The 21,144-nt window shown below is 66.4% G+C and carries 24 protein-coding genes; 11 read left to right on the top strand and 13 right to left on the bottom strand.

The features are described 5' to 3' along the window. Positions 1–2 precede the first annotated feature (2 nt). A complete protein-coding gene (gene phnH / locus ACE3OO_RS11140; RefSeq protein WP_374302809.1) occupies positions 3–602 on the bottom strand; it encodes a phosphonate C-P lyase system protein PhnH in 600 nt (199 codons plus the stop codon). A gap of 24 nt (positions 603–626) precedes the next feature. Further along, entirely contained in the window at positions 627–1,121 is a 495-nt protein-coding gene (gene phnG, locus ACE3OO_RS11135) for a phosphonate C-P lyase system protein PhnG (protein WP_374302807.1), read from the bottom strand. A gap of 95 nt (positions 1,122–1,216) precedes the next feature. On the opposite strand from phnG, the gene phnF reads away from it, so the two are divergent. Continuing rightward, complete coding sequence (phnF, locus tag ACE3OO_RS11130) at positions 1,217–2,020, top strand: phosphonate metabolism transcriptional regulator PhnF (RefSeq protein ID WP_374302805.1); 804 nt, start codon at positions 1,217–1,219, stop codon at positions 2,018–2,020. 2 nt (positions 2,021–2,022) lie between these two features. Here phnF and ACE3OO_RS11125 read toward each other — a convergent pair whose 3' ends face one another. Further along, entirely contained in the window at positions 2,023–2,592 is a 570-nt protein-coding gene (locus tag ACE3OO_RS11125; protein WP_374302803.1) for a histidine phosphatase family protein, read from the bottom strand. A 92-nt stretch (positions 2,593–2,684) separates the two neighbouring features. Here ACE3OO_RS11125 and ACE3OO_RS11120 point away from each other — a divergent pair, with 92 nt between their 5' ends. The 3 genes from ACE3OO_RS11120 to ACE3OO_RS11110 all read left to right on the top strand — a co-directional run bounded on the left by ACE3OO_RS11120 (position 2,685) and on the right by ACE3OO_RS11110 (position 5,206). Next, positions 2,685–3,233 (top strand): tetratricopeptide repeat protein, encoded by a 549-nt coding sequence (locus ACE3OO_RS11120; protein WP_374302801.1) that lies wholly within the window; start codon positions 2,685–2,687, stop codon positions 3,231–3,233. Between the two features lie 60 nt (positions 3,234–3,293). Then, entirely contained in the window at positions 3,294–3,872 is a 579-nt protein-coding gene (locus ACE3OO_RS11115) for a PAS domain-containing protein (protein WP_374302799.1), read from the top strand. 146 nt (positions 3,873–4,018) lie between these two features. Next, on the top strand, positions 4,019–5,206 hold the full coding sequence (locus ACE3OO_RS11110) for a urate hydroxylase PuuD (RefSeq protein WP_374302797.1): 1,188 nt from the start codon (positions 4,019–4,021) through the stop codon (positions 5,204–5,206). Positions 5,207–5,215: 9 nt separating this feature from the next. Here the strand turns inward: ACE3OO_RS11110 and ACE3OO_RS11105 are convergent, their stop codons facing one another. From ACE3OO_RS11105 to ACE3OO_RS11080, 6 genes are all read right to left on the bottom strand, one after another. Further along, positions 5,216–5,689, bottom strand: coding sequence for a nucleoside deaminase (locus ACE3OO_RS11105; protein ID WP_374302795.1), 474 nt, complete (start codon positions 5,687–5,689; stop codon positions 5,216–5,218). 2 nt (positions 5,690–5,691) lie between these two features. After that, positions 5,692–6,045 carry a hydroxyisourate hydrolase gene (gene uraH, locus ACE3OO_RS11100; RefSeq protein ID WP_374302793.1) on the bottom strand — a complete coding sequence of 118 codons (354 nt, stop codon included), beginning with the start codon at positions 6,043–6,045 and terminating at the stop codon, positions 5,692–5,694. Between the two features lie 11 nt (positions 6,046–6,056). Further along, positions 6,057–6,569 carry a 2-oxo-4-hydroxy-4-carboxy-5-ureidoimidazoline decarboxylase gene (gene uraD, locus ACE3OO_RS11095; RefSeq protein ID WP_374302791.1) on the bottom strand — a complete coding sequence of 171 codons (513 nt, stop codon included), beginning with the start codon at positions 6,567–6,569 and terminating at the stop codon, positions 6,057–6,059. A gap of 67 nt (positions 6,570–6,636) precedes the next feature. Beyond that, entirely contained in the window at positions 6,637–7,947 is a 1,311-nt protein-coding gene (locus tag ACE3OO_RS11090; RefSeq protein ID WP_374302789.1) for a serine hydrolase domain-containing protein, read from the bottom strand. Positions 7,948–8,032: 85 nt separating this feature from the next. Continuing rightward, a complete protein-coding gene (locus tag ACE3OO_RS11085) occupies positions 8,033–8,698 on the bottom strand; it encodes an energy-coupling factor ABC transporter permease (protein ID WP_374302787.1) in 666 nt (221 codons plus the stop codon). A gap of 97 nt (positions 8,699–8,795) precedes the next feature. Beyond that, on the bottom strand, positions 8,796–10,061 hold the full coding sequence (locus ACE3OO_RS11080; protein WP_374302785.1) for a glycerate kinase: 1,266 nt from the start codon (positions 10,059–10,061) through the stop codon (positions 8,796–8,798). 128 nt (positions 10,062–10,189) lie between these two features. Here ACE3OO_RS11080 and ACE3OO_RS11075 point away from each other — a divergent pair, with 128 nt between their 5' ends. The 3 genes from ACE3OO_RS11075 to puuE are packed head-to-tail and all read left to right on the top strand — an operon-like array spanning position 10,190 to position 13,666. Beyond that, positions 10,190–11,434: an allantoate amidohydrolase gene (locus ACE3OO_RS11075; RefSeq protein ID WP_374302783.1), complete on the top strand. Its 1,245-nt coding sequence runs from the start codon at positions 10,190–10,192 to the stop codon at positions 11,432–11,434. Positions 11,435–11,445: 11 nt separating this feature from the next. Beyond that, a complete protein-coding gene (locus ACE3OO_RS11070; protein WP_374302781.1) occupies positions 11,446–12,684 on the top strand; it encodes an ArgE/DapE family deacylase in 1,239 nt (412 codons plus the stop codon). A 4-nt stretch (positions 12,685–12,688) separates the two neighbouring features. Next, the gene (puuE, locus tag ACE3OO_RS11065; protein WP_374302779.1) at positions 12,689–13,666 is read left to right on the top strand and encodes an allantoinase PuuE; all 978 of its coding nucleotides are present in this window, start codon (positions 12,689–12,691) and stop codon (positions 13,664–13,666) included. 127 nt (positions 13,667–13,793) lie between these two features. Here the strand turns inward: puuE and ACE3OO_RS11060 are convergent, their stop codons facing one another. Next, on the bottom strand, positions 13,794–14,660 hold the full coding sequence (locus ACE3OO_RS11060) for a GntR family transcriptional regulator (RefSeq protein WP_374302777.1): 867 nt from the start codon (positions 14,658–14,660) through the stop codon (positions 13,794–13,796). A gap of 171 nt (positions 14,661–14,831) precedes the next feature. Between ACE3OO_RS11060 and ACE3OO_RS11055 the strand changes: the two genes are divergently transcribed. After that, positions 14,832–16,034, top strand: coding sequence for a benzoate/H(+) symporter BenE family transporter (locus ACE3OO_RS11055; RefSeq protein ID WP_374302775.1), 1,203 nt, complete (start codon positions 14,832–14,834; stop codon positions 16,032–16,034). A 43-nt stretch (positions 16,035–16,077) separates the two neighbouring features. Then, a complete protein-coding gene (locus ACE3OO_RS11050; protein WP_374302773.1) occupies positions 16,078–16,389 on the top strand; it encodes a hypothetical protein in 312 nt (103 codons plus the stop codon). A gap of 4 nt (positions 16,390–16,393) precedes the next feature. On the opposite strand, the gene ACE3OO_RS11045 is transcribed toward ACE3OO_RS11050, so the two are convergent. After that, positions 16,394–17,026, bottom strand: coding sequence for a LysE family translocator (locus tag ACE3OO_RS11045; protein WP_374302771.1), 633 nt, complete (start codon positions 17,024–17,026; stop codon positions 16,394–16,396). Positions 17,027–17,167: 141 nt separating this feature from the next. Here ACE3OO_RS11045 and ACE3OO_RS11040 point away from each other — a divergent pair, with 141 nt between their 5' ends. Beyond that, on the top strand, positions 17,168–18,085 hold the full coding sequence (locus tag ACE3OO_RS11040; RefSeq protein ID WP_374302769.1) for a LysR family transcriptional regulator: 918 nt from the start codon (positions 17,168–17,170) through the stop codon (positions 18,083–18,085). On the opposite strand, the gene ACE3OO_RS11035 is transcribed toward ACE3OO_RS11040, so the two are convergent. Beyond that, positions 18,082–18,753 carry a glutathione S-transferase family protein gene (locus ACE3OO_RS11035; protein WP_374302767.1) on the bottom strand — a complete coding sequence of 224 codons (672 nt, stop codon included), beginning with the start codon at positions 18,751–18,753 and terminating at the stop codon, positions 18,082–18,084. The two genes, ACE3OO_RS11040 and ACE3OO_RS11035, sit on opposite strands and share 4 nt — an antisense overlap. A 106-nt stretch (positions 18,754–18,859) precedes the next feature. Further along, positions 18,860–19,336 carry a GNAT family N-acetyltransferase gene (locus tag ACE3OO_RS11030; protein ID WP_374302766.1) on the bottom strand — a complete coding sequence of 159 codons (477 nt, stop codon included), beginning with the start codon at positions 19,334–19,336 and terminating at the stop codon, positions 18,860–18,862. A 379-nt stretch (positions 19,337–19,715) separates the two neighbouring features. On the opposite strand from ACE3OO_RS11030, the gene purB reads away from it, so the two are divergent. Then, on the top strand, positions 19,716–21,101 hold the full coding sequence (gene purB, locus ACE3OO_RS11025; RefSeq protein ID WP_374302764.1) for an adenylosuccinate lyase: 1,386 nt from the start codon (positions 19,716–19,718) through the stop codon (positions 21,099–21,101). Positions 21,102–21,144: the final 43 nt, after the last annotated feature.

Below are 21,144 nucleotides of genomic sequence, written 5' to 3'. Positions count from 1 at the left end.
GATCAGGCCTCCCCGAAGGAAATCGTCGTGCTGCGCGGCAGGCCGATCACCTGCCGGCCGCAACCGAGATAGATGTCGAGTCCGCGCGGAAATACCGATGCAAGCTGCGCGCGCTGACGCCACAGGGCTACGTCCAACCCGCAGAACGGCATCGTCACGCTCTCCCTGATGCCGGGTCCGCGCCAGGTCATGGCGGCGGCACCAGTCAGCGACGGCGCCTGCACCAGCAATGTGGCGCCGCGCTCGGGCGCCTCGTCGCTGCCCAGGCCGAAACTGTCCAGCGCCGGCACATGCGCCGCATCCAGCAATGCCAGCGCAGCCTGATCGGGTCTGGCGGCCAGCGGGGCGCCGGTATGGAAACGCAGCCAAGCCTTCACCGCATCGGTATCGAAGCCAGCCCCCAGCCACACGGGCGTATCGAGATCGGCCAGCGTGAGCAGGCCGGCCGCCAGCACGGGCGAAAGACCTTCAGGGCGGCCGCATTCATCGCTCAGCTCCAGCACGCGGCCGGGCCGCGCCATGGCATCCAGCAGCACACGGAATGCCTGCTGGCTCTGCTGCACCGGGTCATGGAAACCGGCGGCGGGGGGCGTGATTTGCACATCTGTCTGCATCGGGTTCATGCCTCAGTCCTCGCCGCGCACCAGCGTGAAAAAATCGACCTTGGTGGCCGCCACCTTCGCCGCGCGCGCCTGCCGGGCCGCCGCTGCGTCATCCTGCGTGGGGGTGAGCAACGCAGCCTCGACCATCGCGGCATGCTGTGGCTGCTGGGCCAGCGCATCGAACAGCGCCGCCAGCTCGGCGCGGCGCTTGTCGCGCCCGGCGACATAACCCACGCCCATGATGCTGTTCCCGCTGCCGCCCTCTTCCAGTGCCACCACGCAACGCGTCAGCGTCATCTCGCCCAGATTGAAGCGCTGGCCGTTGCCGCCGGCCCGCGCCCGCACCATCGCCAGGCCCGTCTCGGGCAGCTTGAGGCGGCGGAAGGCCGGCTTGGGCTCCAGGCTTTCCCACGCGGCTTCCAGCCGTTGGCGGTCGGCGCGGGCCAGCAGGCTGAGGCGACGGCGGCGCGCGTCCTGTTCGGCGGCGCCGGTTTGTCCGTTGGAAGGCTGGGGGGTCATCTGGACCTCTTGCGCAAGGGTCTAAATTCGTCTAGACATCTATATGTCTATCCCAGTATCGCCGCCCCATCAAGCCACGTTTCGGAGAAGCTTTTATGACCGACCCGACAGGCAAAGCTGAACATGGCAAAGCTGAACACGGCAAAGCCGAATCCGGCATGACCGAACCCGGTCCCATCGAGCGCGGCAGCGGCATGGCAGTCTGGCGCCAGATCGCGGCGGCGATGGAACAGGCGATCCGGCGCGGCGATTACCAGCCGGGCGTGCAATTGCCGACCGAGAAGCAGCTGGCGCAGAGTTTCGGCGTCAACCGGCACACGGTGCGCCAGGCAATGAACCGCCTGGCCGAGACCGGCCTGGTCAGCATCGAACAGGGCCGCGGCATGTTCGTGGCCGAGGACAGTTTCGAATACATGCTGGGCCCGCGCACGCGCTTCACCGAAAACCTGCAGACCATGCAGAAGAAACCGACGCGGGAGATGATCTTCGCCGAGCAGGTGGCCGCCCCGGCCGACATCGCCCGCGCATTGGGCATTCCCACCGGCGCACCGCTCTGGCAGATCGAGACGCTGAACAAGGCCGACGGCAAGCCGGTCGGCGTCAGCAGCCATTATTTCCCGGTCGGGCGCTTCCCCGACATGCCTGAGCATTTCGCCCGCGAGGGCAGCATCACTGCGGCGCTGAAAGCCGTCGGCATCAATGATTATCGCCGCCGCAGCACACGCGTTTCGGCCAAGCTGATCAGCGCCGGCGATGCCCGGCTGGCCGACCTGCCGCGCACCCGCCCGATCCTGGTGACCGAAACCGTCAATGTCGATCCGCAAGGCAAGCCGGTGGAATTCGTGCGGGCGCGCTTCGTCGCCGACCACGTCACGCTGACCATCGAACATTATGAGTGACGTCAGGGTACCGGAATGCGCCCCAGCACGGCCAGCCCGTCGCGTGCCAGCACCACCATCTCGCCGCTTTGCGGATAGATGCCGCTCAGCGCGGTGACCACCACCTGATGCGTCACCAGCACCGCCGGCCTGTCGCGCGGCAGCGCGGCGATCGCGGCACGCAACGCCGCCATCTGGGCCGGCGCGCGGCTGGACTCGCCGAAAAAGGAATTCAGCGAAGGTTCGGTCTCCACCGGCCCGAGGCCGAGTTCGCTTGCGGTGTCTCGCGCACGGCACCAGGCACTGCTTTTCACCATGGCCGCCGCGATGCCATTGGCGCGCAACGCCGCGCCAACGCGCCGCGCCTGGGCGCGGCCTTCGGCCGAGAGATTGCGCTGCGTGGCGCAGTCATCGAGCCAGAAACCGGGCGGATCGCCGGTGCCCGGCGCCAGGGCATGGCGCATCACCGCCACGGCGCGCCCGGCGCGCAAAGCCTGCCAGACATCCTCGCTGGCCCGCGTATCCTTTGCCTGTGCCGGCTGCGCGACACAGGCCAGCAACAAACAGGCGATCATATGGAAAGCAAACCGCATGCCCTCGTCTCCCGGCGCGTGCAGACTAAGTGATAGGCCGGAACCCCGGGCCGACCAGCCGGATTCGGAAAATTCCGCAGGCTTCAACCGCCATGCTGCAATTGGTTGCCGATACGCTGAAGCTGATCCTGCGCCCACCCGCGCAGGTGGACATGCCGCACCACGGCCGCCTGGCCACCCTGTTCGTGGCGTTGCAGGCCGTTCCGCCACCGCGACCGGCCCATGAAATCGAGGATGAAATCTGGGCAATCTGGACCAGCCATGGTGATGCCGCGCTGGAGGCCCGCATGCAGCGCGCCATTTCCGCGATCGCACGGCGTCGCCTGGCTGAAGGCAAAACGATTCTCGACGCCCTGATCGACACTGCGCCTGACTGGGCCGAAGCCTGGAACAAGCGCGCTACCCTGCATTACCTGGCGCAGCGCGACCTGCAGAGCATCGCCGATATCCACCGCACCCTGGAACTGGAACCGCGCCATTTCGGCGCCATCTGCGGCTTTGCCCAGATTTGTCTGCGTCAGGGCGAAATCGCCGCCGCCATCGAAGCCTTCGTCGCGGCCCTTAACCTCAATCCGCATCTGGATGGCGTGCGCGCCATGCTGGCGCAACTGGCACCCAAACCGCCACGCCACCTGAACTGACCGCCTCTTGCGGCTTATCGGCAAGACCGCCAAGCTGGATCCGCAACAAGGGAGAGCCCTGTGAGCGACTTGGCGGTCATCGATGCCATGCGTGACGAACTGGTGGAAGGCGGACAGACAAAGCTGGCCGCCCCTTTCCTGGCCCTGGGTCTGCGGCCGCCCGTGGTGCGCTGGAATCCGGCGCCCGACGACCTGCCGACCGAACAGTTGCCCTTCCTGCTGCGGCACTGGCAGGCCCTGCGCGAGCGCCATGGCAGCGTGCGGCCGGAGCATATCGATCCCTTCGAATTGCGGCCGGCGCTGGGCTACATCCTTCTGCTCGATATCCTGGATGACGGCGCGGATTACCGCTATCGCCTCTATGGCAGCGAGGTGGCCCGCATCGCCGGCTTCGACATGACCGGCAAACGCACGTCCGATATCGTCACCGGCTCGCTGGCCAGCAATTTCTATATCGCCACCTACCGCGCCATGCTGCTGCGTCCGGAGCCGCTCTACACCTGGCACGAGATGCCGATGGAGATCACCATCAACAACTGGGATCGCATCGTGCTGCCCTTGCGCGACAGCGATGGCCGCATCGTGCGGATCATCACCTGCAACGTGCCGGGCCTGCCCGTGCCGGTGCCGCCGCGCTGACCAGGCCGGCATCGGGGCCGACGCGGGCAGCCCAGCCGGTAAAATTGTACACAATCCGGGTTGACGATCCTGCCCCCGCTCGTTACGGCTTGAACCCGCTGCCGCGCCGCACAACACCGCTTCCGGCGCGGACCTGAGGGGAAAACATGATCGACCTGGCCCTGGAATGGCTCAATCTGGTGCTGCGCTGGATGCACCTGATCTTCGGCATCGCCTGGATCGGTTCGTCATTCTTCTTCGTCTGGCTCGACAACTCCCTGCGCAAAGGCATCGACCAGCAGCCGGGCGTGCTGGGCCAGGCCTGGCTGATCCATGGCGGCGGCTTCTATTTCACCGAGAAATACTCGGTCGCCCCGCCGCAGCTGCCCAAGGAGCTGCACTGGTTCAAGTATGAATCCTATTTCACCTGGCTGTCGGGTTTCTTCCTGCTCGGCGCGCTGTATTACGTCGGCGCCGACCTCTACCTGATCGACGCCAAGGTGCTGCCGATGGGCCGCTGGGAAGCCATCTCCTTAAGCGTCGCCTCGCTGGTGCTGGGCTGGGTGATCTACGACCGGCTGTGCAAATCGCCGCTGGGCAAGAACGATGCGGCCTTGGCCGTTGTCGGCTTTGTGCTGCTGGTCGCTGCCGCCTGGGGCTATACCCAGGTGTTTTCGGCACGCGCCGCCTATCTGCATGTCGGCGCGCTGATCGGCACGATCATGACCGCCAACGTGGCGCACAACATCATCCCCAACCAGCGCAAGGCGGTGGCGCAGATGCTGGCCGGCCAGGTACCGGACCCGAGCTATGGCAAGCAGGCCAAGCAGCGTTCGCTGCACAACAACTACCTGACCCTGCCGGTGCTGTTCGCCATGATCAGCAACCATTATCCGGTCACCTACGGCCATCCCTATGGCTGGGTGATCCTGGCCGTGGTGATGATCATCGGCGGCCTGGTGCGGCATTTCTTCAACCTGAAGAACCAGGGCCGTGGCACACGCTACGAATTCCTCGCCGTGGCTTTCCTGCTGGTGGTGGGCCTGGTGTTCTTCAGCCAGTGGGACCCGCGCCACAAGGCGCTGGCGGGCGGCGCGACCGTTGAGGATGCGCAGAAAATCGTGGCGGCACGTTGCGTCGCCTGCCATGCCGCGCGCCCCACCTTTGACGGCATCGCCGAGGCACCCAAGGGTGTGATGCTGGAAACGCCCGAGCAGATGCGCCGCTTCGCCGCTCTGATCAATCAGCAGGCGGTGCGCAGCGAAGCCATGCCGCCGGGCAATGCCACCGAAATCACGGATGAAGAACGCGCCATCCTCGGCGCCTGGATCGCCGCCGGCGCCAAGCTGGACTAGGCCGGACTGTCAGTACGGAATCTTGTCCGCCTTGGCGTCCCATTCGCGGAACACGACCAGCGCCTCGTCGCGCAGGATCTGTTCGCATTTCATGGTGCGGCGTTCGCGCGGCAGCGCGAGCTGGCGGTAGAGGAAGGCATCGTCGAAATTGATCGCCGCCGCATCGGCCTGTTCGTTGGCGTAATAGACGGTGTCTATGCGCGCCCAGTAGGTGGCGGCCAGACACATCGGGCAGGGTTCGCAACTGGTATAGAGCACCGCGCCTTTCAGATCGAAGCGCCCGAGTTGCGCACAGGCTTCCCTGATCGCCGTCACCTCGGCATGGGCGGTGGGATCGTTTGTCGAGGTAACGCGGTTCCAGCCCTCGCCGACGATTGCGCCATCCAGCACCACCACGGCGCCGAACGGCCCGCCATGGCCGGCATTCATGTGTTCGCGGCTCAAATCAATCGCGCGGCGCATGAAGGCGGCATGGTCGGTCATGGTCAGGACCCCCGATAGGTCGAGAAGCTCCAGGGCGAAACCAGCAGCGGAACGTGATAATGCCCGTCGGGTTCCGCCAGGCCGAAACGGATCGGCACGGTATCGAGGAAGGCCGGCTGCGGCAGCGCCACGCCGGCCTTGCGGAAATAATCGCCGGCCTGGAACACCAGTTCATACTGGCCGGGCTTGAATTCCTCGCCGATCAGCAACGGCGCGTCGGTGCGGCCATCGGCGTTGGTGACGACCTTTTTCACCAGACGGCGCGTTTCGCCCTCCAGTGCATAAAGCTCCACGGCCACGCCGGCGGCCGGCTTGCCGTGCATGGTGTCCAGAACATGGGTGCTCAGGCGGCCCATCGTAATCTCCCTTACTGGCCCAGCAGCGCTTCGAGCCGGATACGGGCGATCTTGCCCACCTCCGACAGCGCCGTAGTGAACTCAATGACGCGATCGTTGCCGATCCGCTGTTCGAAGGCGGCGAATATCTGCGCCTTGGTGCGCAGCTTCACCGCGATGATGAACGGGAAACCGTGTTTGTCCAGATAGGCGGCATTGAGCTGCACGATCCTGGCTTTCTCCTCCGCGCTCAGGCGCGTCAGGCCGACGCTGTCCTGCTCCGACGTCGAATGCGCAGTCAGCGTGCCGGCCTCGGCCTCCTTGCCGGCCAACTGGGGATGGGCGCGCAGCAGGCTGATCTTCTCGGCGTCGCTGGCCGCCCACATCGCCTCCACCATGCCGCCATGCAGGCTGTCGAGGCTGGAAAACGGCCGCCGGCCAGCCACGCGCTCGGCCACCCAGGGCGAATGCTCGAAGATGCTGCTTAAGCTCGCCACAAAATCGGCAGCAGCCATGCGGTTGAGATCGGCCAGGGTCACGGTCACGGTTGTACAGGCTCCTTGTCGCCAACCTTCTATAGCGTATCCCGCGCGACCGGGGCCAGCCGTCGCCTCACGGCGATACTTTCGGAAATGCCGCCTTCACGCCGCGCCACAGGGCCGTGGTTTCGGCGCCGCCGGGATCGCGCGCCTGCGGCCGTACGGCGGTATGCACCATAACCAGCCGGCGCGCCGGATCGACATAGATCGCCTGGCCGCGCACGCCGAGCAAAGCGAAGCTGCCGTCATTGTCGGGGAATATCCAGGTCTGGAAGCCATAGCCGAACCAGCGGCCGGTCTGCGTGCTGGTGAAATGCGCCCGTGTCATCTCGCGCAGCCAGTCGGCCGGTATCACCTGCCGTTCGCTCACCTTTCCACCGTTGGCCAGCAGCATGCCAAGGCGTGCATAGTCGCGCAGCACGGCATTGAAATAGGCAAAGGTGGCTTCCTGCCCCGAGGCATCGACCACCCAGCTGGCATCAGACTCCGCGCCGATCGGCTTCCAGATGCGTTCGGACAGATACTCGGTGATCGGCCGCTTGATCGCGGCCCGCAGCACCAGGCCCAGCACCTGCGTCTCGGCCGAGGCATAGGACCAGCGCTGGCCCGGCGGCGCGATGCGCTGGTTGAACTGCCGCACGGCGGCCGGCCCGCCAGTGGCCTGCGGGAACATCATCGCGGCCACCATGCGGCTGACATCGTCGCGGCCGGAATAATCCTCGTCGAACCGCACGCCCGACGACATGGTGAGCAGGTGCCGGATCGGCGTGCGGCCGTATTCGCTGTCTTTCAGGCCGGGCACGTAACGCTCGGCCGGATCGTCGATGGAGGTGATGGCGCCATCGGCCACGGCCAGGCCGACCAGCAGCGCCGTCACCGTCTTGGCCATGGAGAAGGAGGTCAGCCGGTGCACATCGGTGCGGCCATACTGATACCGTTCGACATGAATCGTGTCGCCCCGGGCGATCAGCAGGCCGGTGGCGGGATTACGCGCCAGATACTCGTCGATGGTTAAACGGCGACTGCCGGTCTGCTGGGTGGCATAGGTGATCGTTGGCTCGCTGACGGCGCGACGCCATAGGCTGGGCGCATCGGCTTTTGCCACCATGTTGGCCGGCAGTATCTGGTCGAGCCGCGAAAAGCCGTCGACACTGTGGCTGGCCTGCCACCAGGTGCGGCGGCTGGCCAGCGGGTACTGGCCGGTCGCATCGGTATAGCTGGCAAGTTCCGGCCCGCCGGGATTGAACCCGATGCCGGCCGGCATGGCCACCGCGGCGGGCGGCATGGCTGGCGGGCGCCGGTAATCCGACTGCATCTCGCGGCAGCCGGCCATGAAGACCAGCGGCAGCAGCAGAAAGAGAAGACGGAGAGAGACGGGCGGCATCCGGCGGAACCGATCAGATCAGGTCCCGCCAGCATGACGCGACGGCCGGCCGGGTCAAGCCCGGTTCTGGCCCGGCCTTTCGGCTTCAGGCCAGATGCAGGCGGCCCAGTTCGGTATAAAGCTGCACCGGGGCATGGCGGCGCCAGCGGCCGATCACGGTAACGGCGATGAATGACAGCATCGCCTCCAGCAGCACGACCGGCATATAGGCCAGGGCCCAGCGCGCCCAGTCGGCCACGGCGAAGGCGTCGGACGACAGCAGCAGCCAGAAACCGACCATCGCCACCACGCCGGCATAATAGACCGCATCCAGCCGCAGCACGCGCAGCAGGGTGAAGCGTTCGGCGGCGTTCACCGCAAAGAGCCGGCGGCCGAAGGAAGCGTGCATGGCGACCAGCGGCAGGCCGAGCGACAGCGTGTTGACGCCCAGATGCAGCAGGTCCTGCGGTTCGAACAGCAATGCCTGCAGCAGCAGGCCGAGGCCGAAACCCAGTAGCGTAGGCGTGAAGCCGAACAGCAGGTAAACGGTGGTGGCGCCGATCAGGTGCAGTTCCGAGGGTCCGACCGGCAGGTGCCAGACCTGCATCAGCACGGAAAACACCGATGCCGCCAGCAGGGTCTTCACCACCTGCTGCACGATGTGGTGCGGCGCGCGGATCAGGCCGCGCGCCTGGGTTGCCAGGAGGCCAGCGGCAGCGAGATTGGCGCCGGTGAGGCGGGCCGCGTCGATGATGCCGGGTTCGATATGCATGGCCTGCTCCGTCTGGGCTGATTCGCTTTGGGACATGAGAAACGACCGTCGCAGCGCCGGCAAGCCCCACGACGGCGGCATCGATATCCTGTCGAGTCTACAGAATCAGAATCGCGCGGAAATCGTTGACGTTGGTCAGCGTCGGGCCGGTGGTGACCAGGCCGCCGGCCGCCTGGAAGAAACCATAGCCATCGTTGTCGGCCAGGCAGGTTTTCGCGTCGATGCCCTTGAGCGCCGCGCGCAGGATGCTGTCGGGCGCCAGCCAGGCGCCGGCATTATCCTCGCTGCCGTCGATACCGTCGGTATCAGCGGCCAGCGCATAGATATTCTCCATGCCATCCAGTGCCACAGCCAGCGCGCACAGGAATTCGGCATTGCGGCCGCCGCGCCCCTTGCCGCGAACGGTCACCGTCGTTTCGCCGCCCGACAGCAGCACGCAGGGCGCGCCGGCCGGCTGGCCATGGCGGCGCACCTGCCGCGCGATGCCGGCCATCACGATGGCGACTTCGCGCGCCTCACCTTCGATGGCATCGCCCAGGATCAGCGGTTTGATGCCGGCAGCGTGCGCCACCTTGGCGGCAGCCTCCAATGCCATCTGCGGCGTGGCGACCAGGATGGTCTGCGTGTTGGCGAAGGCGGCATCGCCGGACTTGGGCGTTTCGCCTTTGCCGGCCTGCAGATGCTTCTGCACCGCCGACGGCAGGTCGATGTCGTATTTCTCGATCACCGCGCGGGCATCGGCGAAGCTGGTGGGATCGGGCACGGTCGGGCCCGAAGCGATCACCGCCGGATCGTCGCCCGGCACATCGGAGATCAGCAGCGACACCAGCCGCGCCGGCGCCGCGGCAGCCGCCAGTCGCCCGCCCTTGATGGCGGAGAGATGCTTCCGCACGCAGTTCATTTCGGCGATGTTGGCGCCCGATTTCAGCAATGCCTGATTCACCGCCTGTTTGTCGGCCAGCGACAGTCCCGGCGCGGGCAGCGCCAGCAGGGCCGAGCCGCCACCCGAGATCAGGCAGATCACCAGATCCTCGGGCCCCAGCCCCCGCACCTTGTGCAGGATCAGCTCGGCCGCCTTCTCGCCGGCGGAATCGGGCACCGGATGCGCGGCCTCCACCACCACGATGCGCTCGCAGGGCAGGTCGTGGCCGTAGCGCGTGACCACGATGCCATCCAGCGGGGCATCCTGCGGCCAGTGGCGTTCCAGCGCCTGCGCCATGCTGGCGGCGGCCTTGCCGGCCCCCACCACGACGGTTTTGCCTTTCGGGGGACTGGGCAGATGGGGCGGCAGGCAGATGGCCGGATCGGCGGCGGCGCGAGCCGCGTCGAACATGGCCACCAGCAGCTTTTCCGGATCGTGCATGAATTCTCCCGCCCCTTGGTCGTTAATGGCTAATCCATGCCGCCACGCTTGGCCAGAGGCGGGCGGCGGTGTTATCGTCAGGAAAACTGTATACAATCCCCAGCCGATTTCCGCACAAGGATCCCGCCATGTCTGCGAATCGTTTTGCCGACCGCATGCTGGCCCAGCTCGACGAACTGGGCCGGATCAGCGAAAGCCCCGACTTCCTGGTCCGCACCTTTCTGGTGCCCGAGCAGAAGGCCGCGCACGAGCGGGTGGCCGAGTGGATGCGCGAGGCCGGCATGGAGGTGGAGCATGATTGTGCCGGCAACGTGGTTGGCCGTTATGCCGGCACCGACCCGAAGGCGCCGGCGCTGATGACCGGCTCGCATCTCGACACCGTGCGCAATGCGGGCAAATACGACGGCATGCTGGGCGTGATCGCACCGATTGCCTGCGTGGCCGACCTGCATAAACGCGGCAAGCGCCTGCCCTTCGCCATCGAAGTGGTGGGCTTCGCCAACGAGGAAGGCACCCGCTTCGGCTCGTCGATGACCGGCAGCCGCGCCATCGCCGGCACTTTCGATCCCGCCATACTGGAGGTGAAGGACCGTCAGGGCATCAGCATGGGCGAGGCTTACAAGGCTTACGGCCTCGATCCGCACAAGGTGGGCTTCTGCGCCCGCAAGCCGGGCAGCATCGCCGCCTTCGTCGAGCTGCATATCGAACAGGGCCCGGTGCTGGAGAACGAGGGCCTGGCGCTCGGCGTGGTGACCGCGATTTCCGGCGCCCGCCGCCTGCGCGCCGAGATCACCGGCCTGGCGGGCCATGCCGGCACCGTGCCGATGGGCCAACGCCAGGATGCCCTGGTGGCAGCGGCCGAGATCGTGCAGTTCATCGAGGAACGCTGCACCGGCACACCCACGCTGGTGGGCACGGTCGGCATGCTGGAAGCCCTGCCCGGCGCGATGAACGTGATTCCGGGCAAGGCCGTGTTCTCCATCGATATCCGCGCCGGCGAGGACGATGTGCGCGATGCGGCGGTGGATGCCGTGCTGCGCGAGATCGAGATGGTCTGCGCCCGCCGCAAGCTGACCTTCACGGTCACCGAACTCTACAAAAGCACCGCCACGCCCTGCCATCCGAAGCTGATGGATCTGACCGAGGCTGCCATCAAGGCCCAGCATGTGCCCACCATGCGGCTGCCGTCAGGGGCCGGCCACGATGCCGCCACGCTGGCGCCGCTCTGCCCGGTGGCGATGATGTTCATGCGCTGCACGCGCGGCATCAGCCACAATCCGCTGGAAGCCGTGCTGGCCGACGACGTGGAGCTGGCAACCCGTGCCCTGCTGCATTTCATCGAGCATTTCGACCCATCTTTCGCCGCCAACTGAACGAGTTCTCCATGCCCCTCGACAAGGCCGCCATCACGGCCATCCACGATTTCATTGCCGCCCAGCAGGGCAACATGCAAAGCCTGCTGGCCGAGCTGGTGAAGGTGCCCTCCGACAATCCGCCGGGCGATTGCGCGCCGCATGCCAACCGCGCCGCCGAGCTGCTTGAGAAACTGGGCTTCACCGTCGAGCGCCATCCGGTGCCCGACGATCTGGTGAAGCAGAACGGCATGATCTCGTGCACCAATCTGGTGATCCGCAAGAAATTCGGCAGCGGCGGCCCGGTCGTGGCGCTGAATGCCCATGGCGACGTGGTGGCGCCCGGCGAGGGCTGGAGCGTCGATCCTTACGCGGCCGTGGTGAAGGACGGCGTGATGTATGGCCGCGGCGTGGCGGTGTCGAAATCCGATTTCGTCACCTATGCCTATGCCCTGCTGGCGCTGGAGCAATCCGGCGCCAGGCTGAACGGCACCATCGAACTGCACCTGACCTATGACGAGGAAGCCGGCGGCGCCATCGGTCCGCAATGGCTGATCGAACAGGGCATCAGCAAGCCGGACTATGCCTTCTCGGCCGGCTTCTCCTATGCCGTCACCACGGCCCATAACGGCTGCCTGCATCTGGAGGTCACCGTCAATGGCAAGTCGGCCCATGCCGCCCGCCCCGATACCGGCCATGACGCGCTGGAAGCGGCCACGAAAATCCTGAACGCGCTGTATGCCTATCGCGACACGCTGTCGGGCATCCACTCCAAGACAGAGGGCATCACCTCGCCCTCGCTGGTGGTGGGCCTGATCAAGGGCGGCATCAATACCAATGTGGTGCCCGACAAGGTGAGCCTGCGCCTCGACCGCCGCATCATCCCCGAAGAGAATCCCGAGCAGGTGGAAGCCAACCTGCGCAACCTGATCGCCCATGCGGTGCAGGACCTGCCGGGCATCACCGCCCACGTCACCCGCATCATGCTGGCGCGGCCCTTCGGCGCCGTGCCGGGCGTGGAAAAGCTGATCAATATCCTGACCCGCAACGCCAGCGAGATCATGGGCAAGCCTGTGGGTACGGAGGGAATCCCCTTGTACACAGACGCACGGCATTATTCGGCCGCCGGAATCAAGACCGTGCTGTATGGCGCCGGCCCGCGCAACCTGCTGGAAGCCAACGGCCACCGCGCCGACGAGAAGCTGGTGCTGACCGATCTTTACAAGGCCACCGAGGTGGTGGCGCGAACGCTGGCCGAACTGCTGGGCTGACATCATGGCGAAGAAAAAAGCCGCGAAGAAAAAACAGGCGCCCGACATCGTCGCCAGGGCACTGGGGACAAAACCCTATCCGCGCGACCTGAAGGGCTACGGCCCCAATCCGCCCGATCCGAAATGGCCGAATGGGGCGCGCGTCGCGGTCAGCTTCGTGGTGAATTACGAGGAAGGCGGCGAACGCAGCATCCTGCATGGCGACCGCACGTCGGAAGTCTTCCTGCACGAGGTGCCGGGCGGCACGCCGCGCGAGAAGATGCGCGACGAGCAGGTGGAATCGGTCTACGAGTATGGCAGCCGCGCCGGCCTGTGGCGCATCCTGCGCCTGTTCCATGACCGCGGCATTCCCTTCACCTCATGGGCGGTGGGCATGGCGGTGGCGCGTTACCCGGAAGCCGCCGCCGCGATGCACGAACAGGGCCATGAAGTGGCCAGCCATGGCTGGCGCTGGTTCGACTATTCCCGCATGCCGCTCGCCACCGAACGCGCCCATATGAAACTCGCCATCGAGGCGATCAGGCAGGCCACCGGCGAACGGCCGCTGGGCTGGTATACCGGGCGGCTGTCCGGCAACACGCTGAAGCTCGTGGCCGAGGACGGCGGGTTCGCCTATTGCTCGGATTCCTACGACGACGACCTGCCCTACTGGACCCGCATCGGCAAGAAGCCGCTGCTGATGCTGCCCTATACGTTTGACAACAACGACATGAAGTTCGGCCAGCTGCATGGCTTTGCCACCGGCGCCGATTTCGAGAGCCATGTGAAGGATGCCTTCGACATGCTCTACCGCGAGGGGCAGGACGGCGCGCCGAAGATGATGACGGTGGCCCTGCATTGCCGGCTGATCGGCCGCCCGGGCCGGGCCGCCGCTCTGGCACGGCTGATGGACTACATGCAGCGGCACGAGAAGGTGTGGTTCGCCCGTCGCATCGACATCGCGCGCCACTGGATGCAGGTGCATCCGCTCAAGGCCGGGTAACCCCGTCCTGCACCGTCATGGCCGGGCTTGACCCGGCCATCCACGTCTTCTTGTCTCTTGAAAATGTATTCGCGGATGCTCGGGCCAAGCCCGAGCATGACGATTTCTCTTTCTCGGCTTTGAACCGCTAGCGCCGCGTGGCGGCCAGTTGCGCGAATACGCCCTGCAAATCGACTGGCCGGCGTTTGGCGGCGGCAAGGTCGAGACTGTCTTCCAGCCGCTGCAGGTGCTCTTCCATGTAGCGCACTGCGCCGGCGACATCGCGGGCGGCGAGTCTGTCCAGCAGCGCGCCGTGTTCGGCATGGCTGCACATGGCCTTGCCCGGCGCCTCGTAGACCGCGATGATCAGCGAGGTGCGCGAGATCAACGCGCGCAGGAACCCGCTTAAAGGCTCGTTGCCGATCAGCTTTGCCAGTTCCAGGTGGAACTCGCCCGACAGCCGGATGCCGGTGCTGCGGTCGCGCGCGGTTTCGGCGGCGTGTTCGCGGGCCACGAAGCGGCGCAGCGTTGCGATCTGCGATACGGTGATGTGGCGGGCCAGTTCGGCGGCGATGCCGGTCTCGACGATGCGGCGGGCGGCGAATACCTCGCGCGCCTCCTGCACGCTGGGCTTGGTGACCGAGGCGCCGCGATTGTGCTGCAGGGTCACCAGGTTCTCGTGCGACAGCGCCAGCAGCACCTTGCGGATGCGCGTGCGGCTGACACCGAAGGCCCTGGCCAGCACATCCTCGGGCAGCTTGGTGCCGGGCATGATGATGTGGTCGACAATGGCGGTGTAGACGCTGTGGTAGATGGTGGCGTCGTCGATGGCGCCGCGCCGGCCGCCCGGCGTGCCGCCGCCCGGCGCGCTGCCACGGGGCCGGGATACACGCTGGGGCACGGCCTGCGCTTCGGCCGCGGTGATCTTGCGGCCTGCCACCGGAATCTGTTTTGCCGGGATCCGTTTCGCCGGGATCTGTTTAACGCCAGCCTGCTTGAATATTGCCCGCGCCATATGCTGCGCCCCCGCGCGTCGACTGCGCCGCTGCCGGCCGTCGAATCGGCCGGACAATCCAGTGCCGGGATTGTATACGGTTGCGTGATTCAGGGTCCAGCGGGCAAACATGTATGCAGGGGCGCGGACGGATTGGCGGGAACCCGTATATCGCGTTACACACAACGGGCCATGACAACCGATACCGCCGCTTCCCACCCCACCTCCCTGACGCCGGCCCCGCTGACTTCAGCCATTGCTGCCGGGCTGCTCTCGGCCTTCGTCGGCTTCGCCTCGTCCTTCGCCGTGATCCTGCAGGGCCTGACCGCCGTAGGCGCCAGCCAGGCCCAGGCCGCCTCGGGCCTGATGGCCCTCAGCCTTGCCATGGGACTCTGCGCCATCGTTTTAAGCTGGAAGACGCGTCTGCCGATCAGCATCGCCTGGTCCACGCCGGGCGGCGCGCTGCTGGCCTCCAGCGCCGTCGCCGAGGGTGGTTTCAGCGCCGCCGTGGGCGCATTCATCCTCTGCGGCATCCTGCTCACCATCGCCGGCATATGGAAACCGCTCGGCCGCGCCGTGGCCGCCATCCCGGCGGCGCTCGCCAACGCCATGCTGGCCGGCATCCTGCTCGGGCTCTGCCTGGCGCCGGTGAAGGCGGTGGCGGCCATGCCGGTGGCGGGGCTGTCGATCGTGATCGTCTGGGCGCTGGTAGCGAAATGGAAGCGGCTCTACGCCATGCCCGCCGCCGTGCTGGTGACGCTGGGCTTCATCCTGGCCGGCGGCGAGATCTCGGCCGATAAACTCGGCAGCCTGTGGCCGCAGGCCGCGTTCATCATGCCGGCGTTTTCGCCCTCGGCCATGCTGGGCATCGCGCTGCCCTTGTTCATCGTCACCATGGCGAGCCAGAATATCCCCGGCATCGCCGTGCTGCAGGCCAATGGCTATAAACCCGATCCGACGCCGCTGTTCCGCGCCACCGGGCTCTTTTCGCTGGCAGCCGCGCCCTTCGGCGGCCATGCGGTGAACCTCGCCGCCATCACGGCCGCGATCTGCGCCGGCCCCGAGGCGCATCCCGATCCGAACAAGCGCTGGGTGGCCGCCCTGGTGGCCGGGATTTTCTATGTGCTGTTCGGCCTGCTGGCCACGGCGGCCACGGCGGTGTTCAGCGCCGCGCCGCCTTTGCTGATCCAGGCCGTGGCCGGGCTGGCTTTGCTCGGCGCTTTTGCCTCCTCCCTTGTTGCCGCCCTGAGCGACGCCCAAAGCCGCGAGGCGGCGGCGATCACCTTCATCGTGGCAGCCAGCGGCCTGACCCTGTTCGGGATCGGCGGCGCCTTCTGGGGGCTGATCGCGGGCGGCGCCATGCTGGCGCTGGCGCGGTGGCGACGGGGAACCTGAGCATCCGACGATGGTTTCCTCTTCTGCAACCGAGGAGGAAACCATGCCCAAGCAGATCACCCCGCCCAAGTCGTCTCCCAGGCCGCCACGCCAGTTCACCCTGGAACCCGGCGACGGCGGCAGCCCGCATGGCCCGGCCCATACCACGCCGCTGGTGAAGGACTCGCCATCGCAGAAACGCTACGGCCCCGGCACCTATGGCAACGATCTTTTCGCCGCCGAACATCATGACGACATCAGCAACGACCCAACTCTGCCCGAAGGCCTGCGGGACAGGCAGGGCGAGGTGAAGCGCCCGACCCTGCGGCCGAAGGAAAAGCGTTACGGCCGCATCGGCGGAGACGGCAAAGGCTAGCGCCCTACCGCCTGGCTTCCAGCGCCATGCGCACGGCCAGGCCGGCCAGCACGGTGCCCATCAGCCAGCGCTGGATCAGCAGCCAGAGCGGGCGCGTACCGAGGAAGCCCGCGATGCTGCCGGCGGTGAGCGCGATGAGGGCGTTGATGCTGACGCTGATGGTGATCTGCGTGAAACCCAGCACCAGCGACTGGCCCAGCACATGGCCGGACTCGGGCGTGATGAACTGCGGCAGCAGCGAGAGATAGAGCATCGCGATCTTCGGATTGAGCAGATTGGTGATGAAGCCCATGGTGAAGAGTTTGCGGGGTGAATCCTGCGGCAGTTGCTTCACCTGGAAGGGCGAGCGGCCGTTGGGTTTCAGTGCCTGCCACGCCAGCCAGAGCAGATAGGCCGCGCCGCCGTAGCACAAGGCCTCGTAGGCATAGGGCACCACCAGCAGCAACGCCGTGATGCCGAAGGCGGCCGCCAGCATGTAAACCACGAAACCCAGCGCCACGCCCCCCAGCGAGATCAGCCCGGCCATCCGCCCTTGGCAGATCGAGCGCGAGATCAGGTAGATCATGTTCGGCCCGGGCGTGAGCACCATGCCAAGCGAAACGAGCGCGAAGGCGATCAGGTTGGCGGTGGTGGGCATGGGCATGACTCCGGCTGGGGGCGGCAAAGCCTAGCGCGGGATGCGGCGATGCGCAGCGGGAGAATTGTGTGGGGACAATCGCCTTGATCGCCAGCCAAGCCGGAGGCTAAATTTTGGATAGCCGCCAATCCACGACATGCCATGACCTCTGCATCCGCAACCGCCGCTCCGCCGGGCCTGAACTGGGACGATTTGCGCATCGTGCTTGCGGTGGCGGAACACGGCACATTGTCAGCCAGCGCCGTTGCCCTGGCGACCAGCCATCCCACGCTGTCGCGGCGCCTGCGGCAGATCGAGGACCGGCTGGGAACACGGCTGTTCGAACGCACACCCACCAGCCTGCGCCTGACAGCCGCCGGCGAGGACATGCGAGGCCTGGCCCTGCGCCTGCGCGACGATATCACCGCGCTGGAACGCAGGATCGGCGGGCGTGACAACGGCAAGGATGGTCCGGTGCGACTCACTGCACCCGATGCCGTATCGGAATATCTGCTGCCCGGCATCCTCGCCGCCTTATGCCGCGAGCAGCCGGGCCTGACCATCGACCTCGTGGTCTCGAACCAGGTGCTGTCACTGGCCCAGCGCGCAGCCGACCTCGCCCTGCGCATTACGCCGAAGCCGGACGAGGCCCTGCGCGGCCGGCGCGTCGGCACCGTGGCGATGGGCATTTATGCCGCCCACGGCATGCCGGTGCCGGAGACGCTGGGTGGAATTGCCGGTTTGCCCTGGGTCGGTTTCGACGCGGCGCTGGCCTGCACCGGACCGGGCGAATGGATTGCGCGCAACGTCGCCGACCACGACATTCGTTTCCGCGCCAATACCCTGCTCGGCGCGGCCCAGGCAGTGAAATCGGGCATCGGCTGCGGCGTCCTGCCCTGCTTCGTCGGCGGCTCGATCCCCGGACTGTCCCGTATCGGCGGACCACTGCCGGCGCTGGACCTGCCGCTGTGGCTGCTGGTGCATCCCGAGATGGCGCGCCTGCCCCGCATCCGCCGTGCCGGTGATGCGCTGGCGGCGAAGCTGAAGCAGGCGGCACCGTTGCTGGTCGGCCAGACCTAGGCCGCACGCGTCATCTGACGGGACAAATGCGATCCGCGCTCTGACAGGTATTGCCGGAAGATCGCGGCGTAATCGGCCACCACGGCGCCCCGCACGCTTGGTCGTGCGGCCAGTTCAGCGCGATAGGCCGCCACGCGCTGCAATCCGTCGAAAACGCCAAAAGAGCCCAATTGATCGAAGGTATCAAACAGGCGGAAGATCGGTGCGAAGGCCGCATCGACCAGACCGAAGCGGGTGCCGGCGAAATAGGGGCCCTTGCCCAGATTGCGCTCCAGCCAGCCGAACTTCGCCCGCAGATCTGCGCATTTGCGCTCGAAGGCGGCTTCGTCGGGCGCGGTGTAGAAACCGAACACATCCGCGATGACGGCGGAGGCGAATTCGGCCCAGCCGCGTTCGCGGGCGCGATCCAGCGCAGCGGACGGCAGCAGGGGCCGCGCCGGTTCGGCCTCCTCGATATAGTCGCAGATCACGGATGTCTCGAAGATGGCGGCGTCGCCTGCACGCAGCACCGGCACCTTGCCCAGTGGCGAAACCTGCAGAAACCAGTCGGGCTTGTTTGCCAGATCGATATAAGTGCGACCAAAGGTCACGTCCTTTTCGGCCAGCAGGATCGCGGCGCGCTGGGTGTAAGGGCAGAGATAGTTGCTGATCAGGTCATAGGCAGGCATTGCCGTCTCCGTGCTGAAGCGGCGCCATATGCGCCGCACGCCATGCATATCCGCAGGCGTGACGGGACGGGATCGAAAGCTTTTTCAGCCCCCTGTGCAGGAATGTTCAGGCGTCCGATGCCACCGCCTTCTCGAAGACGATCAGTTTCGCCGGGCCGATATCGTCATCGATGGCGCGCCAGCTTAAGCCTTCATAGAAACCGCGCAGGTGCGGCCGCGCGGTGAGGAACAGCGTTTCGACACCCAGCGCCTTGCAGCGTGCGGCGGCATCCTGCAGCAGGGCCCGCGCCACCCCCCGGCCGCGGGCATCTTCATCCACCCAGAGCGCGGCGATCCAGGGCGTGAGATCCAGCCGCGCCGGTTCGTCGCTGGCGATCACCGAGACCGTGCCGCAGACATCGCCGCCCTGCTCGGCCACCAGCGTAAACGGCAAACCATCCGCTTCCATATGCCGGGCGATGCCGGCCCGGATATCGGCCAGCGGCACATCCTTGTGGCGCCAGAAGGCGGCCCAGATGCGCCGCGCCACGGCATCGGCATAAGCCGGACGGTCGCGCAGGTCGGAGATCAGCAGGCCGGTCATGCCCCTTGCTGGCCGGACCCTGGGCGGCTGTCAATCAGGACCCTTTGGATGACCCCTTGATCCGGGAAATGTTCGTTCTATGTTCCGATATTGCCGGAGGTATGTCCGGAGGCATGCCCTGAAAACCCGCCCTTTCAGGGACCGAAAAGGCCGATTCACGCAATTTCAATGGCTTAACACATCAAAACCATCGCAAAACGACGCAAAACCGTTGCCGCCCGGCGCGAAAGGGCGCCCCAGCGCCGGCCGCCCGCCTCCGCCGGAAGGCCAGTTGCCCGCAGGGGCCGGAGGGCGTAAACACGGCGCGGCTTTCCGGCGCGTTCCCCGCGCCCCGAGTCGAGTTCCTCCTGGCCCCGTTCTTCCCTGCTGAGGCATCCGCATGATCCCGCGTTACACCCGTCCCGAAATGGCCGCCATCTGGGAACCGGAACAGCGCTTCCGGATCTGGTTCGAGATCGAGGCCCATGCCTGCGATGCCCAGGCCGAACTGGGCGTGATCCCGAAGGCGGCGGCGAAAGAGGTGTGGAAGAAGGGCAAGTGGGAGATCAAGCGCATCGACGCCATCGAGCGCGAGACCAAACACGACGTGATCGCCTTCCTCACCAATCTCGCGGAATATGTCGGCCCCGCGGCGCGCTTCGTGCACCAGGGCATGACCTCGTCGGACGTGCTGGATACCTGCCTGAACGTGCAGCTGGTGCGCGCCGCCGATCTGCTGATCGCCGATTGCGACCGCGTGCTGGCCGCGCTGAAAGAGCGCGCGTTTGAATTCAAGCTGCTGCCCACCATCGGCCGCAGCCACGGCATCCATGCCGAGCCCACCACCTTCGGTCTGAAGCTGGCCGGCTTCCACGCCGAGTTCCAGCGCGCACGGAAACGTCTTGTCGCGGCGCGCGAGGAAGTGGCCACCTGCGCCATCTCGGGCGCGGTGGGCACCTATGCCCATATCGATCCCTTCGTCGAGGAATGGGTGGCGAAGAAAATGGGCCTGGTGCCGGAAACGGTGTCGACCCAGGTGATCCCGCGCGACCGCCATGCGGCTTATTTCGCGCATCTGGCCGTGGTGGCCTCGTCGGTCGAGCGGCTCGCCATCGAAATCCGCCATCTGCAGCGCAGTGAAGTGATGGAAGCGGAGGAGTTCTTCTCGCCCGGCCAGAAGGGCAGCAGCGCGATGCCGCACAAGCGCAACCCGGTGCTGACCGAGAACCTGACCGGCCTGGCCCGGCTGGTGCGCTCGGCCGTGATCCCGGCGCTGGAGAACGTGGCGCTGTGGCACGAGCGCGACATCAGCCATTCCAGCGTGGAGCGCGGCATCGGCCCGGATGCCACCGTGCATCTCGATTTCGCGCTCAATCGCCTGGCCGGGGTGATCGAGAAGCTGGTGGTCTATCCCGACAACATGATGAAGAATCTCGACCGCTTCGGCGGCCTGGTGCATTCCCAGCGCGTGCTGCTGGCGCTGACCCAGGCCGGCGTCAGCCGCGAGGACAGCTACAAGATCGTGCAGCGCCACGCCCACCGGATCTGGCAGCATGGCGGCGACTTCCTGCAGGCCCTGCTGGGCGAACCCGAGGTGACCAAGCGGCTCAAGCCCGCGCAGGTCACGGCCCTGTTCGACCTGGGCTATCACCTCAAGCATGTCGACACCATCTTCACCCGCGTCTTCGGCAAGGAAGGCGCCACGCCCGGCATCGTCAAAAGCGGGGCGAAGAAACCGGCGCCGAAGAAGAAGGCCGCCCCAAAGTCGAAGGCGAAGAAACGTTGACATCCTGACCGGGCCGTCCTCTCCTGAAGCAAAAGGGAGAGGA

Source organism: Ferrovibrio sp. (assembly GCF_041906005.1).
GTDB lineage: Bacteria > Pseudomonadota > Alphaproteobacteria > Ferrovibrionales > Ferrovibrionaceae > Ferrovibrio.
Note: the sequence above shows the minus strand (reverse complement) of the source record. Positions and strands in the feature narration are given on the sequence as shown.

Excerpts from the sequence above, each read along its gene's own strand:
- ACE3OO_RS11105 (WP_374302795.1), bottom strand. The coding sequence starts at position 5,689 with ATGACCGACCATGCCGCCTTCATGCGCCGCGCGATTGATTTGAGCCGC.
- phnG (WP_374302807.1), bottom strand. The coding sequence starts at position 1,121 with ATGACCCCCCAGCCTTCCAACGGACAAACCGGCGCCGCCGAACAGGAC.
- ACE3OO_RS11090 (WP_374302789.1), bottom strand. The coding sequence starts at position 7,947 with ATGCCGCCCGTCTCTCTCCGTCTTCTCTTTCTGCTGCTGCCGCTGGTC.
- ACE3OO_RS11075 (WP_374302783.1), top strand. The coding sequence starts at position 10,190 with ATGTCTGCGAATCGTTTTGCCGACCGCATGCTGGCCCAGCTCGACGAA.
- ACE3OO_RS11035 (WP_374302767.1), bottom strand. The coding sequence starts at position 18,753 with ATGCCTGCCTATGACCTGATCAGCAACTATCTCTGCCCTTACACCCAG.
- ACE3OO_RS11085 (WP_374302787.1), bottom strand. The coding sequence starts at position 8,698 with ATGCATATCGAACCCGGCATCATCGACGCGGCCCGCCTCACCGGCGCC.
- phnF (WP_374302805.1), top strand. The coding sequence starts at position 1,217 with ATGACCGACCCGACAGGCAAAGCTGAACATGGCAAAGCTGAACACGGC.
- ACE3OO_RS11040 (WP_374302769.1), top strand. The coding sequence starts at position 17,168 with ATGACCTCTGCATCCGCAACCGCCGCTCCGCCGGGCCTGAACTGGGAC.
- ACE3OO_RS11080 (WP_374302785.1), bottom strand. The coding sequence starts at position 10,061 with ATGCACGATCCGGAAAAGCTGCTGGTGGCCATGTTCGACGCGGCTCGC.
- ACE3OO_RS11055 (WP_374302775.1), top strand. The coding sequence starts at position 14,832 with ATGACAACCGATACCGCCGCTTCCCACCCCACCTCCCTGACGCCGGCC.
- ACE3OO_RS11060 (WP_374302777.1), bottom strand. The coding sequence starts at position 14,660 with ATGGCGCGGGCAATATTCAAGCAGGCTGGCGTTAAACAGATCCCGGCG.
- ACE3OO_RS11120 (WP_374302801.1), top strand. The coding sequence starts at position 2,685 with ATGCTGCAATTGGTTGCCGATACGCTGAAGCTGATCCTGCGCCCACCC.
- ACE3OO_RS11110 (WP_374302797.1), top strand. The coding sequence starts at position 4,019 with ATGATCGACCTGGCCCTGGAATGGCTCAATCTGGTGCTGCGCTGGATG.
- ACE3OO_RS11070 (WP_374302781.1), top strand. The coding sequence starts at position 11,446 with ATGCCCCTCGACAAGGCCGCCATCACGGCCATCCACGATTTCATTGCC.
- uraH (WP_374302793.1), bottom strand. The coding sequence starts at position 6,045 with ATGGGCCGCCTGAGCACCCATGTTCTGGACACCATGCACGGCAAGCCG.
- puuE (WP_374302779.1), top strand. The coding sequence starts at position 12,689 with ATGGCGAAGAAAAAAGCCGCGAAGAAAAAACAGGCGCCCGACATCGTC.
- ACE3OO_RS11045 (WP_374302771.1), bottom strand. The coding sequence starts at position 17,026 with ATGCCCACCACCGCCAACCTGATCGCCTTCGCGCTCGTTTCGCTTGGC.
- ACE3OO_RS11125 (WP_374302803.1), bottom strand. The coding sequence starts at position 2,592 with ATGCGGTTTGCTTTCCATATGATCGCCTGTTTGTTGCTGGCCTGTGTC.
- purB (WP_374302764.1), top strand. The coding sequence starts at position 19,716 with ATGATCCCGCGTTACACCCGTCCCGAAATGGCCGCCATCTGGGAACCG.
- ACE3OO_RS11050 (WP_374302773.1), top strand. The coding sequence starts at position 16,078 with ATGCCCAAGCAGATCACCCCGCCCAAGTCGTCTCCCAGGCCGCCACGC.
- ACE3OO_RS11030 (WP_374302766.1), bottom strand. The coding sequence starts at position 19,336 with ATGACCGGCCTGCTGATCTCCGACCTGCGCGACCGTCCGGCTTATGCC.